The 16,651-nt window shown below is 44.3% G+C and carries 12 protein-coding genes and 4 pseudogenes; 14 read left to right on the top strand and 2 right to left on the bottom strand.

Annotated features, from left to right (window positions below; genetic code table 11):
* Positions 1-24: 24 nt before the first annotated feature.
* From HUJ21_RS11015 to hxpB, 6 genes are all read left to right on the top strand, one after another.
* Positions 25-348, top strand: coding sequence for a DUF6660 family protein (locus tag HUJ21_RS11015; protein ID WP_291369716.1), 324 nt, complete (start codon positions 25-27; stop codon positions 346-348).
* 65 nt (positions 349-413) lie between these two features.
* Positions 414-4,763: a CusA/CzcA family heavy metal efflux RND transporter gene (locus tag HUJ21_RS11010; RefSeq protein WP_291369714.1), complete on the top strand. Its 4,350-nt coding sequence runs from the start codon at positions 414-416 to the stop codon at positions 4,761-4,763.
* A gap of 10 nt (positions 4,764-4,773) precedes the next feature.
* Complete coding sequence (locus tag HUJ21_RS11005; RefSeq protein ID WP_291369713.1) at positions 4,774-5,976, top strand: efflux RND transporter periplasmic adaptor subunit; 1,203 nt, start codon at positions 4,774-4,776, stop codon at positions 5,974-5,976.
* A 45-nt stretch (positions 5,977-6,021) separates the two neighbouring features.
* Positions 6,022-6,405 carry a DUF3703 domain-containing protein gene (locus tag HUJ21_RS11000; protein ID WP_291369712.1) on the top strand — a complete coding sequence of 128 codons (384 nt, stop codon included), beginning with the start codon at positions 6,022-6,024 and terminating at the stop codon, positions 6,403-6,405.
* Positions 6,395-7,285: a cation diffusion facilitator family transporter gene (locus HUJ21_RS10995; protein ID WP_291369711.1), complete on the top strand. Its 891-nt coding sequence runs from the start codon at positions 6,395-6,397 to the stop codon at positions 7,283-7,285. The genes HUJ21_RS11000 and HUJ21_RS10995 overlap by 11 nt, the downstream gene beginning before the upstream one ends.
* 435 nt (positions 7,286-7,720) lie before the next feature.
* Positions 7,721-8,350, top strand: coding sequence for a hexitol phosphatase HxpB (hxpB, locus tag HUJ21_RS10990; protein ID WP_291369710.1), 630 nt, complete (start codon positions 7,721-7,723; stop codon positions 8,348-8,350).
* Between the two features lie 486 nt (positions 8,351-8,836).
* Here hxpB and HUJ21_RS10985 read toward each other — a convergent pair whose 3' ends face one another.
* The gene (locus HUJ21_RS10985) at positions 8,837-8,995 is read right to left on the bottom strand and encodes a hypothetical protein (protein WP_291369709.1); all 159 of its coding nucleotides are present in this window, start codon (positions 8,993-8,995) and stop codon (positions 8,837-8,839) included.
* On the opposite strand from HUJ21_RS10985, the pseudogene HUJ21_RS25090 reads away from it, so the two are divergent.
* Positions 8,979-9,398, top strand: a pseudogene (locus HUJ21_RS25090) (DUF1080 domain-containing protein); the annotation flags it as partial. The gene HUJ21_RS10985 and the pseudogene HUJ21_RS25090 overlap by 17 nt on opposite strands.
* 120 nt (positions 9,399-9,518) lie before the next feature.
* Here HUJ21_RS25090 and HUJ21_RS10975 read toward each other — a convergent pair.
* Positions 9,519-9,890, bottom strand: a complete 372-nt coding sequence (locus HUJ21_RS10975; protein ID WP_291369707.1) for a hypothetical protein — start codon at positions 9,888-9,890, stop codon at positions 9,519-9,521.
* Positions 9,891-10,028: 138 nt separating this feature from the next.
* Here HUJ21_RS10975 and HUJ21_RS10970 point away from each other — a divergent pair, with 138 nt between their 5' ends.
* From HUJ21_RS10970 to HUJ21_RS10940, 7 genes and pseudogenes are all read left to right on the top strand, one after another.
* Positions 10,029-12,518: a PVC-type heme-binding CxxCH protein gene (locus tag HUJ21_RS10970; RefSeq protein WP_291369706.1), complete on the top strand. Its 2,490-nt coding sequence runs from the start codon at positions 10,029-10,031 to the stop codon at positions 12,516-12,518.
* Positions 12,519-13,242: 724 nt separating this feature from the next.
* Entirely contained in the window at positions 13,243-13,470 is a 228-nt protein-coding gene (locus tag HUJ21_RS10965) for a UPF0175 family protein (RefSeq protein WP_291369704.1), read from the top strand.
* Entirely contained in the window at positions 13,463-13,924 is a 462-nt protein-coding gene (locus HUJ21_RS10960) for a DUF3368 domain-containing protein (RefSeq protein ID WP_291369702.1), read from the top strand. The genes HUJ21_RS10965 and HUJ21_RS10960 overlap by 8 nt, the downstream gene beginning before the upstream one ends.
* Before the next feature lie 361 nt (positions 13,925-14,285).
* Positions 14,286-14,462, top strand: a pseudogene (locus HUJ21_RS10955) (DUF885 family protein); the annotation flags it as partial.
* 30 nt (positions 14,463-14,492) lie between these two features.
* Positions 14,493-14,869: pseudogene (locus tag HUJ21_RS10950) on the top strand (transposase); the annotation flags it as partial.
* A 21-nt stretch (positions 14,870-14,890) separates the two neighbouring features.
* Positions 14,891-15,010 (top strand): annotated as a pseudogene (locus HUJ21_RS10945) (helix-turn-helix domain-containing protein); the annotation flags it as partial.
* A 226-nt stretch (positions 15,011-15,236) separates the two neighbouring features.
* Positions 15,237-16,565: a hypothetical protein gene (locus HUJ21_RS10940; RefSeq protein WP_291369700.1), complete on the top strand. Its 1,329-nt coding sequence runs from the start codon at positions 15,237-15,239 to the stop codon at positions 16,563-16,565.
* Positions 16,566-16,651: the final 86 nt, after the last annotated feature.

The following is a 16,651-nucleotide window of genomic DNA, read 5'->3' as shown; positions in this document are numbered from 1 at the left end:
GCTTTTTTTATTAATTTCGCACCCGTGCGTAGGGTACTATTGGCCATATTATCTATTTACTTCTTGTCGCTATCTATTGTACCTTGTGCTGATGGCGTTGACTGTGTGGAGTTACAGGTACATCAGGAAATGCTTACTGAATATGATCATTCGGCCCACGAGCGCCATGCCGGGCAGGATTTTTGCGCTCCTTTTTGTGCTTGCCAATGTTGCCATACCAGTGTTACCATAAGTGTCTTTTTTGTTTTGAGTGAGACTCCAAAAATGCACTCACCACTTTCATCCCGCTATTCGGAACTTCCTTCCTCTTCATATCCGGCTTCGTTGCTGGACCCTCCCCAGGTTTAATTCAACAAAATATAGAGGACTCCCGTCCTCAACAACCATTTTATTGTTGAATTAGACTTAATTTCATGATAGATAAAATCATTGCTTTTTCCGTAAGGAACAAGTTCATTATCGGTCTGCTCACCCTGGTTCTTATTGGTGCAGGGATCTGGAGCATGACCAAAGTACCTATTGATGCCGTACCGGATATAACCAACAATCAGGTACAGGTAATCACCCAGGCACCTAATCTCGGTACAGAGGACATCGAGCAATTTGTAACCTATCCGGTGGAGGTTGCTATGTCCAACCTGCCGGGAGTAACAGAGATTCGTTCGGTTTCGCGCTTTGGCCTATCTGTAGTCACAATTGTTTTTGAAGACGATATGGGCACCTATCTGCCGCGCCAGCTTGTAAACGAAAAACTACAGGAGATAGAAGGGGAAATACCGGAAGGCTTTGGCGATCCTTCCATGGGTCCAATTTCCACCGGTCTAGGAGAAATCTACCAGTACACCCTTCAGGTAGATGAATCTTATGAAGGTCAATATTCTGCTACCGATTTACGTACCATGCAGGATTGGATTGTACGCAGACAAATGGCCATGGTGTCGGGCGTTGTGGAAGTGAATGGCTTTGGTGGAAAGATCAAGCAATACGAGGTGGCAGTAGATCCAGAAGAGCTTAGGGCGATTGACCTGACTATTACCGATGTATTTGAAGCCCTGCAGCTGAATAACCAGAACACTGGTGGTGCCTACATAGAAAAAGATCACTACGCAAACTTTATTCGTGGGGAAGGACTTGCCAGAAGTCTTGAGGAGTTGCAGCATATTGTGGTGAAAACAGTAGATGGTATTCCGATCCGTATTAAGGATGTGGCTAAGGTGCAGTTTGGAAATGCTGTGCGCTACGGAGCCTTTACCAAGGATGGAAAGGGTGAAGCTGTAGGCGGCATGACCCTCATGTTGAAGGGAGCTAATTCTAATGAAGTAATTGAAAATGTGAAGGAGCGTGTAGCACTCATCCAGGAGTCGCTTCCGGAGGGTGTGACCATTGAGCCTTTTCTCGATCGCAGCGAACTGATCAGCAAAACTACCAGCACAGTAACAAGCAACCTGCTGGAAGGGGCTCTGATCGTAATATTTGTACTTGTGTTTCTGCTAGGAAACTGGCGCGGAGGTTTAATTGTAGCCTCTACAATCCCTCTTGCATTGCTCTTTGCTTTTATTCTGATGCATGTACTTGGTGTATGGGCCAATCTTATGAGCCTCGGAGCCATTGACTTCGGCATTATAGTAGATGGAGCCGTCATAATTGTGGAAGGTACTGTGTTCTTCCTCATGCAGAAGATGGGAACAGGTAAAAAGCGTATTACACAACAAGAACGTGATGAATCAACCATTAAAGCTTCTTCCAAAATGATGAACGCTGCCTTTTTCGGCCAGCTAATCATTTTGATCGTTTTCCTACCTATTCTCTTTCTTGAGGGGGTAGAAGGAAAGATGTTCCAACCGATGGCGCTCACCTTTATGTTTGCCATGATCGGTGCCATGATACTTTGCCTTACCTATGTGCCGATGGTTTCCGCACTTTTTATAAGGGTGAAGCCGGAAGAAAAAAAATCGTGGGGAGACTACATTGTAATTTGGCTGGAAGAAAAATATGAGCGGGCTTTGGGAAGCACCCTTCGAAAAGCGGGCTTAGTGATAGGTTCGGCTGTAGTGCTATTGATCCTTGCTATATTTACGTTTTCCAGAATGGGTGGCGAGTTTATTCCGCAGTTGGATGAGGGTAATATCGCATTCCACATTATATTGAAGCCTGGAAGTTCACTTTCTGAAAGTATAAAAACCTCTACCCGCATTGAAAATATCATTCTGGAAGAGTTCCCGGAAGTGGAACATGCGATGTCTCGTTTTGGAGTATCTGAAGTGCCGACCGACCCAATGCCAATGGATCTCGGTGATTGTATTCTCATCCTTAAACCTAAAGACCAATGGGTATCAGCGGAGACTAAAGAAGAATTAATCGCCAAGATTAAGGAAGCCATTAGCATTGTGCCTGGGGTGAATTATGAGTTTACCCAACCCATCGAAATGCGCTTTAATGAGCTACTCACTGGAGTACGTGAGGATATTGCCATAAAACTTTATGGTGAAGACTTGCAGGTATTAGCGGATAAGTCCGGGGAAATGGGAAAAGTCATTTCTACAGTGGAGGGTGTTGCCGATATGCGTGTTGAAGCAACCAGCGGATTGCCCCAAATGACCGTAAAATATAATCGGGCTGACCTGGCTCAATATGGGCTGAATATCAATGATGTTAATCAGGTAATCCAATCTGCCTTCGCGGGTGGAAAAGCCGGGGTGATCTTTGAAGGTGAAAAAAGATTTGACCTGGTGGTTCGTCTCGATTCTGCTCACAGGAGCAGTATTGACGACCTGAAAAATCTTTATGTCAACACCCCTTCGGGTGCTCAAATTCCACTCAATGAAGTAGCCGATGTCAGTTATGAACCCGGGCCGATGCAGATCAGCCGGGACAATACCAATCGCAGGACCTATGTAGGGGTGAATGTGCGTGGTCGTGATGTAAAATCACTCGTAGAAGAAATCCAGCAAAAATTAAAGGATCAACTTGAACTTCCCGCAGGTTACTACCTCCGTTATGGAGGTGCCTTTGAAAACCTGGAACGCGCTACAAATCGATTGCAGGTTGTAGTTCCCCTGGCATTGGCTTTGATTTTTATTATCATCTTCTTCGCACTTCAGAGCTTCAAACAAAGCATCATGATCTATATGGCTATTCCCCTGGCCGCCATTGGCGGAATATTCGCCCTTTGGTTAAGGGATATGCCTTTTAGTATTTCCGCAGGTGTTGGATTTATTGTGCTGTTTGGGGTGGCAGTATTAAACGGATTGGTTTTGATCAGTGGCTGGAATGAACTTAAAGAAGAAGGGGAAATGGACTTAAATAGAAGGATCAGAATAGGAGCAAAACGAAGGGTGCGTCCCATTTTGCTTACCGCTCTTACAGATATTCTTGGCTTCTTGCCCATGGCCATTTCAGTATCGGCAGGTGCGGAAGTACAACGACCACTGGCTACAGTGGTGATCGGGGGAATGATTACTTCTACCCTTTTAACTTTGTTCATTTTGCCCATACTATATCGTTGGACGGAAAAAAGATCTCTCAAACCTTCTGGTGCCGGTATAGCCACGGTTGTTGTAATGCTAGGCTTCACTGTATTCGGGCCAACTTCCGTCAGTGCTCAGAATGCTGAAGAACTTCCCAAAATATCCATGGAAGAAGCCCTGAGCCGTGCTTTGTCTTCTTATCCCAAGTTACAGGCAGCCAAACTGGAAGTTGAGCAACAGGAGGCATTGAAGAAAACCGCCTGGGATTTGGGGAAAACACAAATTTTTTCCGCAGGTGAGGAAATTGATGCCGAAGGAACGGGAGTTTATACCACCATTGGTGTACAGCAGCAACAAATGGACATCTTTGGCATTGCCCCAAAACTAAAAGTTCGAAATAGGCAGGTGGCTCTTGCAGAAGCGGCACTAAACTTGAGCGAATTGGAATTGCAGCAACAGGTGAAAGAGGCTTATGCCAATGCATGGATTGCCCGGCAGAATTACCAGCTATATCAAAGGCTTGATTCCATTTATCAGAATTTTCTGCGAGGTGTCAGGCTCAGATATGAGGTAGAAGAAACTTCTAAACTCGCCTTTTTAGCGGCTTCGAACCAGGTGAAACAAATAACCCTGCAAAAAGAGCAGGCTGCGTTTGATTATCAGACCTCCCTCTACAGGCTCAACCTTTGGATGGTTAGCGACTCCCTGTTTACGGTAGTGGATTCACTACCTCGAAATTGGACCAACCAAATTCTGCCGCCTGATTCGCTCAGCTCACACCCCAGGCTCAGTATGGCAACACAACAGGTGAAGGTAGCTAATGCAGAACGAAAGGCCGCTAATGCCGACTTCCTTCCGAAACTGAATGCACAATATGGCATTCAGGAAATAAGTGGGCATAGTGGTTTTTATCAATACCAGGTTGGGCTCTCCATTCCATTATTTTTTATGAAGGAACAAGGCCGGGCTCAGGCTTCCCGTATCCAGCAGGAAATTGCTGAGCAAAATTTGAGGCAAACTCAATTTGAACTAAGTACGGGATACCTTTCACTATTACAGGACTATGAAAAATGGCATGCTTCATGGCTGTTCTATGAACAGGAAGCGCTACCCCTGGCCCGTGAACAGCGTGAAGGGGCAATTTTAGCCTATGAGGAAGGAGATATTGATTACGTATCATTTATTCAAAACCTGAAGGAAAGCCTGCAGGTGGAAATAAAAGCGCGGGAAGCATTACAAGAGTACCTGCAAGCCCGTTTTCAATTGGAATATTACCTCAATGCATCAAACCTGTAAAAAGAAAAAAATGAAATTCATAATCAATCAAATCATCATTGTATTGTTCACTGCCTTTCTTGTAGCGGCTTGTAATGGTAAGTCATCCAATTCTCAGGATCATGGAGAAGAAAAGGAAGGGCTTGAAGAGGGGCACGATCACAATGAAAAAGAAAGCGAGAACGTTCATCTTTCCCTGGCGCAATTTAATGCCCTGGATATGCAGGTTGGTGCGATTCCCCGAAAAAATCTCTCCAATATTGTGGAAGCTAATGGAGAACTTGAGGTTCCACCTAAGAATGAGGCAACGGTGACCGCTATTTTAGGTGCCAATATATCGAGCATTGAAGTTATTGAAGGAGATGATGTTCAGAAAGGACAGGTACTGGCTTATCTTTCCCACCCGAATATCATTGAACTACAGGGAAGTTATCTGGAATCATTTAACCACGAAATATTTCTTGAACAGGAGTATAATCGTCAGCAAAAGCTGTATGAGGAAGAGGTGGGTTCCGGAAAGGCTTTTCAGCAAATTTCAGCTGATTATCGTTCAGCACAGGCCACAGTAAAGAGTTATGAAGCACAACTTAGGCAGTTGGGAATCTATCCGGAAAAAATACAGGAAGGTGACTTTTACAACCGCATTCCGGTTTTAAGCCCGATAAAGGGTTCTATCACCAAGGTGGAAGTAAAAACCGGTCAGTACGTCCAGCCAGAAAAAAACCTGTTTGAGATTGTAAATATTGATCACATCCATGCCGACCTGATGGTGTTTGAAAACGATGTGTACAAAGTGAAAGAAGGACAACGCGTACGATTTACGGTTGAGACAATGCCCGGTATGGAGCTTTATGCTGAGATTTATTCTGTGGGGAAAAAGTTTGAGCAAGATCCTAAAGCCGTTCACGTCCATGCCGAAATTGAGAATGTGTTGGGTAAATTGATCCCCGGAATGTATGTACGCGGAGAGATACTTACCGACAGCATAAGCTCGCTCGCTTTACCAGAAAGTGCGATCACCCGTGAAGGTGACGATTACCTTACTTTTACGGCTACAGAAGAAGGGGAAGAGTGGATGTTTACACCCCTGAGAGTAACCACTGGAGCCAAAAGCAATGGTTGGGTGGCTGTGAAATTTTTGGATGCTGTACCAGAGAACGCACAGTTTGCCCTTAACAATGCCTACTATTTGATAGCGGAAATGAAAAAAGGAGAAGGGGGACACCATCATTAAAAGAAAAAGGGTCCAAAAAGACAATATTCCAAATCTGAGAGAGAAATGAAAATTAACACATCGATGCCCCAAAAACTGAAGCCTTTTTTCCAAAAGGAAATTAGCGACTACCGGAAAAATCTTCAATATGGTAATCTTCAAAAAGCATGGGAGCATTTGGAACGTGCCCATATTTTAGGACAGGCTTTTCCCTGGCAACACACTTATGTCCACTGGAAGATGCTGATTTTCGGTATCAAAATCAAAAACTTTCGAGAGGTGATCGGGCAGATACCGAGACTGCTGGTAGGTGGAGTGAAATCCTTTGTGGGTAGAATTCCGGTTGGCAATACAGGCGGGGCCAATGTACCTCCTTTAAAACCCTTGCCAATCGACAAAGAAATTCTCGAAATTTTCACCAAAGCAGAAATGCGCAATTATGGCTCATGATCATTCACATCAGCATGGTGGCGGCACCAAAAATCTGAAGATCGCCTTCTTCATAAATATTAGTTTTACCTGCCTGGAGATAGTCGGAGGTTTTTTAACCAATAGTATCGCCATAATGTCTGATGCGCTACATGATATGGGCGATAGCCTTTCGCTTGGCCTTGCCTGGTATCTGGAAAATAAGGCTTCCCGGAAAGGCACCACCAATCGCTTTAGCTTTGGTTATGCCCGCTTTCGACTGCTCGGTGCACTGGTGAACGCATTGGTTTTGATTGGCGGTTCCGTTTATATCATCCTTGAAGCGGTAAGCCGCCTTCAGAACCCCGAAGCAGTAAAGTCTGGCTGGATGTTTGTATTGGCCATCATCGGAGTTGCCGCCAATGGATATGCTGCCTGGCGTACCAAAGGTTCCACTTCCCTCAATGAAAAGGTGATTAGCTGGCACTTGCTTGAAGATGTTCTGGGATGGGTGGTTGTGCTGATTGTTTCGATCATTCTACAGTTTAAAGGCTGGTATTTTTTAGACCCCGCCCTTTCCATTGCCATTACTCTTTTTATTCTATATGGAGTTGGCCGGAGGTTGTGGGACACGGTTTATTTACTTCTGCAAGGGGTTCCTGTAGGTCTTGATCTGGAGGAAGTAAAAAGGAAGTTGCAGAGCGTAAAGCATGTACAATCCATCCACCATACGCACGTTTGGTCTCTCGATGGCCAGAATCATGTACTCACAACCCATCTGGTACTGGAAAATATTACAGCATACAATCAAATAGACGAAGTGCGGGAAATGGTTCTGGAGGCCTTAGATAAGTATGATTTCGCCCATCATACTATACAAGTAGAGTTAAATAAAAATACCTGTAAAATGGATGAAGGATAGCCTTTAGACCATTCACACAAATTGGCTGGCTGCTCAAAGAAGACCGCAGATCAAAGCCAGACAAGGCGTATTCCTTCCAGCCCATGAAATGGATTTGCTACCCCGGATGATCCCAGGGTTTAAAATTGGCACCAATCGTAAATGCGAGTCCCCTGCTAGTCTGAATGCAGCCTTCAGGAGTTTTGTCGAAATCATTTTCCAGGACTTTTTTTCCGTTTCTAAAGATAAAAGGGACTGCAAAAAGTCATTTCGATCTTACCTAAGGCCTTGCAACTTTCCGGCCAATGAAAATGAAAACGCTAGTTGAAGGTTTTAGTAATTTTCCTATATTTATCGGGAATTCCTTTTCAGGCCATAAGGGAAATATTACGAATAATGGCGAAACGGTAGTCAAAAAAAATAGGTCTTGGATAGAAAAGTTAAGTGTTTTAAAACATGAATCTTGGTGATAAAAAAGCAGTAATTTTCGATATGGATGGTGTCATAATCGACACAGAAAAAATTTGGAAGCAGGCAGAGAAAGAAATTTTTTCTTCTTTCGGAGTAAAAGTAACTGAAGAGCATAGCAAAGTCACCCAATCAATGACAACCTCTCAAGTCACTCAATTTTGGCATGAAAAATTTCCTTGGAGGCATAAAAGCTTAAAAGAAGTAGAGCAAATGGTTGTGTCAAGAGTAACAGAATTAATTGCATCAGAAGAATGCTTGATAAAGGGTGTGAAAGCTTTTATTGAAAAATTGAAATCCAAAAATTATAAAATTGGATTAGCCACTAATTCACCATACGTACTTATTCCGACAGTATTAGATAGGTTTGAAATAGCTCATTTTTTCGATACGGTTTCTTCGGCAGAATTTGAAGAGAAAGGGAAACCCGATCCAGCAATTTATTACACAACCGCAAGGAAGTTACATGTAGATCCTAAAGACTGTTTAGTCATTGAAGATTCATATTCGGGAATATTGGCAGCAAAACAAGCAGGGATGACAGTTGCTGCTTTTTCAAATGGAAATATGCAAATAGAATTTGAAATGGCTGATTATAGGATTGATAGCTTTGAATAGATTTGATAAAAAAGAATCAAAACCTACCGCTAAGATTGTGTAAGCGTAATACGGGCCATGAGCTAAAGTCAGGTATTTTGCATCAATAAAAGTTTGGTGCAGGCGGACAGTGAAGTGCTTCGAAATCCTTCAATACGCTTATATTTGATCAGTTTGAAAAAATCGGTGAGAAGACTTGTAATAGTTAGACCTACTCTATTTATTGTCACATCAAGATGGCGTGTATGGGTTAAGCCTAAAGGTTTTGCAAAATACCTCTAACCGAGCAGCAAGGAGCTACCTAAGTTACGCGCTTGATGAGGTTTATGATTAGCACTTTGTACAAAGGAACCAGTTAACTGACAGTATAATGCCAGAAAATAACAGCTTATCCAGCAGAAAATGCCAACCCCGGCGCATTCCTGTTATCGACAGCGTCAAATCCCGGATGACCGTTTTAACCTGTCAGGCGCGGGTTAATTTTCCATTAAACCATTGCCCGTTTATTTACCGGACGGTTGAGTGCTTACTGGTCGTTTTCTTCGCATCCTTGCTTTGGACATGTTCTCCGTCCAAAATCCCTTCTGATACATTTTTCGACGGCCGGTCATTCAGGGGTTGGAATGCCCACACAGCATCAGTTTGGCGGATCAAGGATGGAGTCATTACGGGTGGCAGTTTAAAGGGGAATCCGCGCAACGAATTCCTGGCGACGGACAAGGTCTACAAAAACTTCCACCTGAGGCTCGAATACCGCCTTGTTGGCACAGAAGGATTCGTGAATGGTGGCGTGCAGTTTCGCAGCCGGCGAACCACCAATCCGGCGAATGAGATGGCGGGTTACCAGGCAGACATCGGCGCAGGCTATACGGGCTACCTCTATGATGAGTCGCGGCGCAAACGTTTCCTGGCGGAAGCAGACCCTGATTTCGTTGCTTCGATTGAGCGGGTGGGCCAATGGAACCGATACGAAGTCATTGCCCGGGGCAAGCAGGTGACGATCATTCTCAACGGTCAAAGGACGATTACCTACCAGGAGCAGGAGGAAGATATTCCGCTGGAAGGACACATCGCCTTGCAGATCCATGGCGACAGCAAGGCTGAAATCTCTTTCCGCAACCTGCATATTGAGGAGTTGGATGATACCGTCATCCCTACCAATGAGGCTATCCTGAGTCGTTTCGGGACCTTACAGAACCGGTTGCCGGTTCCTGCCTTCGAAGAGGGCAACTTCCAGTTGGAAGAAGAAGATGTTGTCGTGTTTGTAGGTCAGGAAAACTTTGTGCGTGAGCAAAGATCGGGTGAATTGGAGTCGCTGTTGGCGACAGGTTTTGCCAGGAAACGGCCCCGCTTTCGTTCGATGGCCTGGGAAGGAGATGTGGTCTATGAGCAATGGCGTGACCTGAACTTCGGGGATTGGGGCGACCAATTGAATGCTGTGGGCGCTACGGTGATCCTGGCCCAATTCGGTCAGATGGAAGCACTGGATGGACCAGGCCGACTGGCGGATTTCGAAGCAGCCTACAACCAGTTGCTGGATCAATTTACCCGCCGAACCCATAAGTTGGTGCTGGTGTCACCCATCCGTTTTGAAAAGCCGCTTGCTTCCCATGCACCCGATCTTAGGGAAAGGAATGACGATCTTCAGTTGTATGTGCAATCGATGGAAAAGATCGCAGCTCAACGCAAGGCGCTATTCGTGGATCTGACCAGGATGCGTTCCGGGAATCGGCTCACTGAGAATGGAATCCATCTGACACCGGAGGGGCTTCGCCGGGTGAGCGCAGAAATTGCCAGGCAGTTGGATGTTGAAATCGAGGAAATACCTTCGGATGCGGTCCGTCAGGCCATCGTTCAGAAAAACCGCCTTTGGTTCGATTTTTGGCGGCCGGCAAACTGGTCCTTTGTCTATGGAGACCGCGTGAATCAGATGTATGGGCAGGGGGCGGGGGCTGAGCCCTCGCTGCAGGTCGCTTTTGAGCAGCAGTTGCCCCTAGTGGAAAAAGCAGATGACGTCATTTACGATCGGATAGCAGGTAACGAAGCACCGGAAGTCTCGGTTGCTCCGGTGGTGTACAGTGAGATCGATGCCTTGACACCAGAAGAACAACTGGCCGGGTTCACGACCGCAGAAGGGTATTCGGTCAATCTTTTTGCTTCAGAGCTGGAAGGAGTAGTGAATCCCGTGCAATTCGCATGGGACGAGCAGGGACGACTCTATGTGGCCTGTTCACCTTCCTACCCACAGACGCTGGCCGGGATGCCTGCGCAGGATTACATTCAGGTCCTGGAGGATCAGGACCGTGACGGGGTAGCAGATAGTTCGTGGCGGTTTGCCGAAAACCTGAGCATGGTTCAAGGTATAGAACCGGGTGGAGACGGGGTCTACGTCTGCGACTTCGATCGAATTCTTTATCTCCGTGACACCGACGGGGACAAAAAGGCCGATGAGCGGGAGGTAATATTCTCCGGTTTCGGCGTAGGCGATACGCATCAAATGGTAAATAGTATTACGCATGGACCGGATGGGACACTGTGGTTCACCCAGGGACTGCACGCCATTTCCCGGGTGGAAACCCCGCATGGAGTTGCCCGTCTGGACCGGGCTGGGGTTTGGCGATATCGTCCACGCTGCCTGAAATTGGAGAGTTTTTTCGGAGGGGGAATGGCGGGTGCCAATTGCTGGGGCGTTGCTTTTGACGACTACGGCCAGGTCTTTCACAAGACCGGAGACCGCCCGGAAGGCTATTGGACCGTGCCCGGATTGGTTCCTTTTCCGGAACAAGACGACTCCCGCTACAAAGAAGATCCGAATACGGCCTACGAGAAGAACAATCCGGAGCAGTATCATGATGTAGGTCCTCTGTTTGAGACCTCGCCTAAAACAACCTCCCTGGAAATCATTGGAACATCAGCCATGCCCGAAGAGCTGCAAGGTGCGGCACTGATCGCCGGATACTTCGGGTCTGTGGTGGAATTGCACCAATTCGAAGATGCGGGTTCCGGATTTGCTACCAAACAGCTTCCCCGATTGATCAGCTCCTCCGATAATTCGTTTCGTCCGGTGGATGTCTCAGTGGGGCCTGATGGCGCCCTGTATGTGGCAGATTGGTTCAACCCGATCATTGGTCACTACCAGGCGAGCTATGCCGACCCCCGACGTGACAAGTCACATGGCCGTATCTGGAGGATCACAGCAGACTCCAGGTCCTCCTTTGACTATCCCGATCTATCTGCAATGGATCCGGGCCAACTGCTTGAACTTCTGGATGCTCAGGAGCGATGGTTGCGCTACCAGGCGAAGCGCTTGCTTTATTACCAACCAACGGAAACGGTTGTGGCCGCAGCAGATGGGTTGGACCTTCAGGATCGGAAAGATCAGTTTCTCCTCGAATTGATTGGGGTCTACCAGGCGCATGAAACTGTCCGACCGGAGTTGCTCGATCGCCTGTTGCGCTCGAAGGATTTCCGGATTCGGGCCTATGGTGCCCGTGTGCTGGGAGATTGGGCCTCCCGGCTGGAAGGTCGAGCCCTTGATCGGCTAAGGCAAATGGTAAACGATGCCCATCCCCGGGTCCGGCTGGAGGCAGTGATAGCCGCCAGCTACCTGCGGGAGATTCCTGCGATCGAAGTGGTAATTGCAGCACTCGAACATGAGTTGGATCCTTTTCTACAGTACGCTTTGAGGCAGAGTGCACGATCCCTTCAGATGCTCTGGGAGACTCCATTTCAGGAGGGAGAACTTAGGCCAGCGTCCAGGATTCAGGAAAACTTTCTGCGCGATTTGCTGGATCAGGGACCGGCGATCGTTTCAAGCGGCGAAGCCGTGTACGAAAAGGCCTGCCTGTCATGCCATCAGCCAGGTGGTAAGGGTTTGCCAAAGGTGTATCCACCCCTGCTGGGTTCGAAGCGGGTCAGTGGAGATGAAACGAAACTCATCAAAATCGTACTCAATGGGCTTACAGGTCCCATTGACGTAGCGGGAGAACAATACGGTGCCGGAACCCAGTCCATTCCCATGCCTCCCATGGCTGGAATGAGCGATCAAGAGATCGCTGATGTGCTCACTTACATCCGCAGGGAATTTGGTAACGGATCGTCCGCAGTAGCTCCTGAAACGGTTACTAAAACCCGGGCGGAGGTCTCCGGACGAACCAAACCCTGGACCGCCCGGGAGCTGGACGACTGAACCGGCTTTCCAATCTTTAAAGATAATAGTCAAAGTTTGAATTGACAGTCCGCTGTGAAATGGTGCTATCCACTTTCCGATGGGTTAGGTGTGGGTATATGTGCTTAGATACCCCCACGGGGTGTAGCCTTTTTCTACATCCTTCCTTTTCTGTGGAAGCCGCATTGAATTGTAATACCGGCTCATCTTGATTGCACTAAAAATCGTTCCCTGTAACGTTCACTTCTAACCCTTGAATTTTGCTTACCGATAAATTTTATTGGATGATGCACCGAAAATAGAAAGCTGGCATAACAAAATCACCCAGGCGAGGAGTAATGCTTTAGAACTTAAAATAAAGAAAAATGCCTTCAATGCGTCTTTTTGGTCCAAATCGTTTGTCCACCAAAGCAATTGGTATTGATTTTCAAATGAAATGTGCGGTCTCTGCTATATTATTAGTCTGAAATACCTAGTTTATATCAGCAAATAGATGTCAGTACCTTGGTATATGTTCTGTAAATACGCAATTCCGAGGCCTAATATGGTTAATACGTGTATTATGCACCATGTATTAATTAAAAACCAAAAATTGGTTACAAAAAATTAATAATCAGTAACTTAAGCCATATTTCTTTCTTCGGCTTTGAGAAAAAATTGCGAGGAACGATAAATAGGCTTAACTTTTAATGTTATTAAGGAACTGATTACAGAAAATCAGGTTTATTGAAATAAAGATAGAATTATGAGTGTTTTTCAAATACAGATACCAGATAGTGTTGAAATCAATGATTTTGAATTGAGGATGTTGATTGCAGTCAAATTATTTGAAGATGGAAAATTAAGCTCCGGACAGGCTGCTGAAATCGTTGGAGTTTCCAAAAGAACTTTTATTGAATTATTAGGAAAATATAATGTTTCCGTTTTTGGTTATAACTATGAAGAACTTGAGGAAGATTTAGAAAATGTCTGATAAAGTAATTATTGCAGACACAAGTTGTTTGATAGCATTGAAAGACATTAATAATTTAAAACTCCTCAATTTAGTATACAACAAAATCACGATTACTCCAGAAATTGAAGCAGAATTTGGAGAATCCTTACCTGAATGGATTATTGTCGAAGAAGTTAGCGATAAAAAGAAAATTTCCCTCCTCGAATTGGAACTCGATAAAGGTGAATCAAGTGCGATTGCTTTGGCAATTGAAGAAAAGGATTCTTTGTTGATAATTGATGAGAAAAAAGGAAGAAAAGTAGCGAAAAAAATGGGGTTAAAAATTACGGGATTATTAGGCGTAGTTGTGAAAGCTAAAGAAAATGGATTAATTGAAAAAGTGAAACCTATAATTGAGGATTTAGAAAATGTGGAATTCCATATTTCAAAAATCCTGAAAGAAAAGATCTTGAATCGGGTCAACGAAAAATGAAAACTACGGGAGTGCAAAACCCGCCCCCTCTGGGAGTAGAATTTTCTACACCTTGCTAATTTTTTTAAACCCGTATTGAGGTATTTATAATGCCGGCTCATCTTGACTACACTAAAAAGCGTTCCCCATAATATTCACCTCTAGCCCTTGAATATAGCTTACCGGTAAATTTGTTGGATGATGCACCGGATAAAGAAAGCTGTAGTAACAAAATCACCCAGGCGAGGAGCAATGCTTTAGAACTTAATATAAAGAAAAATGCCTTCAAAGCGCCTTTTTGGTCCAAACCTTTCGTCGACCAAAGCCATAGGTCTTGATTTTCAAATGAAATGTGCGGTCTTTGCTAAATTATTGGTCCGAAATGCATAATTTGAAGAAGCAAGAGACTATAAAGTTTAAAATGAAAACAATTGCTTACCCTGAAGGTATACCAAGGCATCATTTTCAAATAGCCATAAAAAGTGAACTTCAAGGTGTCCCTACATTTAGAAAGGTTGTTCTTTTTACAGCATATGATGAAGGTTGGGGGCTTTATTCCGAGCATTTAGATGAAATCATGACATCAGTAACGGAGCGGAAAACAAGGGAAGACTTTATTGAATTTATGGAAGCGTAATTGCCGAATATCCCGAGCAGGAGGTATATGTAATACTGGATAACTACTGCACCCACAAAAGGAATGAAGCATGGCTGGCAAATCACCCGCTCGTACATTTTCACTTCAACCCTACTTCGGCAAGTTGGTTAAACATGGTAGAGATATGGTTTGGGATATTCACTTGAAAACCCCTCACAGGAGCAAGCTTCAATAGTAAAACGGAACTTAGGGAACAAATTGAGGCTTACACAGCGGATTACAATAAAAACTGCAGGCCTTTCATTTGGAAGAAAAGAGAAGTAAAAGGGAGTCAATTGAAAAATAATATAGTCAACTTACGCAATTAAACACTAACTAAAAAAGTTGGCACATCCAGATCATACATTTCTAAAATTGAGAACAACATTAAAGAAGCTCGTATTTTCACACTGCAAAAGATAGTTGACCTTGGTTTTGGCGGACAATTAGAATTAAACATCAAAATATGACGTGAAAACGTTGTCCAAAAATGGAGAACCACATATAGCTGGACCGAAAATTATTTCCAGACCACATCCGTATTGTGCAACAGAAAAAGACAGGTTTCAATGTTCTTTAAAGAAATTTTTAGTAATATTAAACCTCTGACGGATAGTTGGTTTTATAAGGGTTACCTCTCCCAAAAGGGATGGGTATCCCTGTATGTCTCAGGTATATAAAACATTTTAGGCGATTATGGAAATACTTTTTAAGTATGATGAACAGACTTTTCGCGATTTAGAGATCCTGAAAGGGCATCAGGATGCCTCTGTCTTTACCCTGTTTGACAAGACGTTGACCGAAGGGGGAGGGGACTTTTTGAAACAGCTCTTTCGGAGCCCTATTACCGATCTTCAGGAGCTTGAAAGACGTGGTAAACTCATTCAATTCTTTATTGATAAGCCTCTAAAACTTGCCATTTCTTCCAGACAATTAAAATTCATTGATAAGTATATCAACCTGAATTATGAGGTCCTGAAGAGTAATCCCCTCGACTCGTTTTATCTCCGGATCACTGAATGGTTCAGACCATCAAATGAATATTATCTGGTGGAAACTGGTTGTATAAGTTTGATACAAGTACTTTATGAATTGAGTCAAAAACTACATCAGGATTCTTTTCCCAAAGAGTTAAATCCATTTACCATCACACAATTGGAACTAATAGAGGAGCTTGGAACTGACCTGAAAGCGGCTCCAAAACTCTCATGGAAGAAGGTCATACAATTAGATCAACTGTTTCGGATAAAGTACGCAAAAAAACTCAAGACGCTGTTAGAGGAAATCTATGTGTTAGATGGCTATGTTTCTGTTGCAAAAACAGCTTCTGAAAGGGCCTTCACGCTTCCAACATACGAAAAGTCATCCAAACCGATTTTATTCGCTAAAGAACTAAAGCACCCTTTAATAGAAGGTGCGATCGCAAATGACGTGGAAATTGGATTGGAAGAGAATATGTGCTTTTTGACAGGTCCCAATATGGCGGGGAAGTCTACTTTTCTTAAATCTATTGGCATATCGGTATTTCTTGCACATCTGGGGTTTCCTGTTCCCGCCAAAGAATTCAGAACTACCTTGTACTCAGGAATGATCACAACAATAAATCTTTCGGATAACCTGAGCATCGGGTATAGCCACTTTTACAGTGAAGTAAAAAGAGTTAAAGAATCAGCAAAAGCCCTGGCTGGCGGAAATACCATGCTTGTGATCTTCGATGAATTGTTTCGTGGAACCAATGTCAAAGACGCATTTGAAGCTTCCACTGAAATCATCAAGGGCTTTGCTGAAGTTGAGAATTGTACTTTTTTTGTGTCAACCCATATTGTAGAGATCGCTGATGAAATAAATGACAAACCAAACATTAGCTTTAAATACTTCGAGTCGGAACTTATCCATGGAGAGCTTAAGTATGCTTACAAATTGAAGAAAGGGGTGTCAAGTGAGCGGCTGGGAATGTATATCGTGAAAAAAGAAGGCATATTTGACCTGCTGAAATCAATTAAAAAGCCTGTAACAAACACTTAAAACCCATAGGCAGTTAAGTACTACCGACAACGTGTTTGTTAAGTCGTTGAAAATCTACATGATAAAAACCCATTTCCCGATCCCGA

Source organism: Cyclobacterium sp., from assembly GCF_014762705.1.
Taxonomy (GTDB): Bacteria; Bacteroidota; Bacteroidia; order Cytophagales; family Cyclobacteriaceae; genus Cyclobacterium.
The sequence above is the reverse complement of the archived record's forward strand: the minus strand, read 5'-3'. Positions and strand labels throughout refer to the sequence as shown.

Excerpts from the sequence above, each read along its gene's own strand:
- HUJ21_RS10965 (WP_291369704.1), top strand. The coding sequence starts at position 13,243 with ATGAGTGTTTTTCAAATACAGATACCAGATAGTGTTGAAATCAATGAT.
- HUJ21_RS11000 (WP_291369712.1), top strand. The coding sequence starts at position 6,022 with ATGAAAATTAACACATCGATGCCCCAAAAACTGAAGCCTTTTTTCCAA.
- HUJ21_RS10940 (WP_291369700.1), top strand. The coding sequence starts at position 15,237 with ATGGAAATACTTTTTAAGTATGATGAACAGACTTTTCGCGATTTAGAG.
- HUJ21_RS10960 (WP_291369702.1), top strand. The coding sequence starts at position 13,463 with ATGTCTGATAAAGTAATTATTGCAGACACAAGTTGTTTGATAGCATTG.
- HUJ21_RS10985 (WP_291369709.1), bottom strand. The coding sequence starts at position 8,995 with ATGACTCCATCCTTGATCCGCCAAACTGATGCTGTGTGGGCATTCCAA.
- HUJ21_RS10995 (WP_291369711.1), top strand. The coding sequence starts at position 6,395 with ATGGCTCATGATCATTCACATCAGCATGGTGGCGGCACCAAAAATCTG.
- HUJ21_RS11010 (WP_291369714.1), top strand. The coding sequence starts at position 414 with ATGATAGATAAAATCATTGCTTTTTCCGTAAGGAACAAGTTCATTATC.
- hxpB (WP_291369710.1), top strand. The coding sequence starts at position 7,721 with ATGAATCTTGGTGATAAAAAAGCAGTAATTTTCGATATGGATGGTGTC.
- HUJ21_RS10975 (WP_291369707.1), bottom strand. The coding sequence starts at position 9,890 with ATGGGTTCGGCGGGTAAATTGATCCAGCAACTGGTTGTAGGCTGCTTC.
- HUJ21_RS11005 (WP_291369713.1), top strand. The coding sequence starts at position 4,774 with ATGAAATTCATAATCAATCAAATCATCATTGTATTGTTCACTGCCTTT.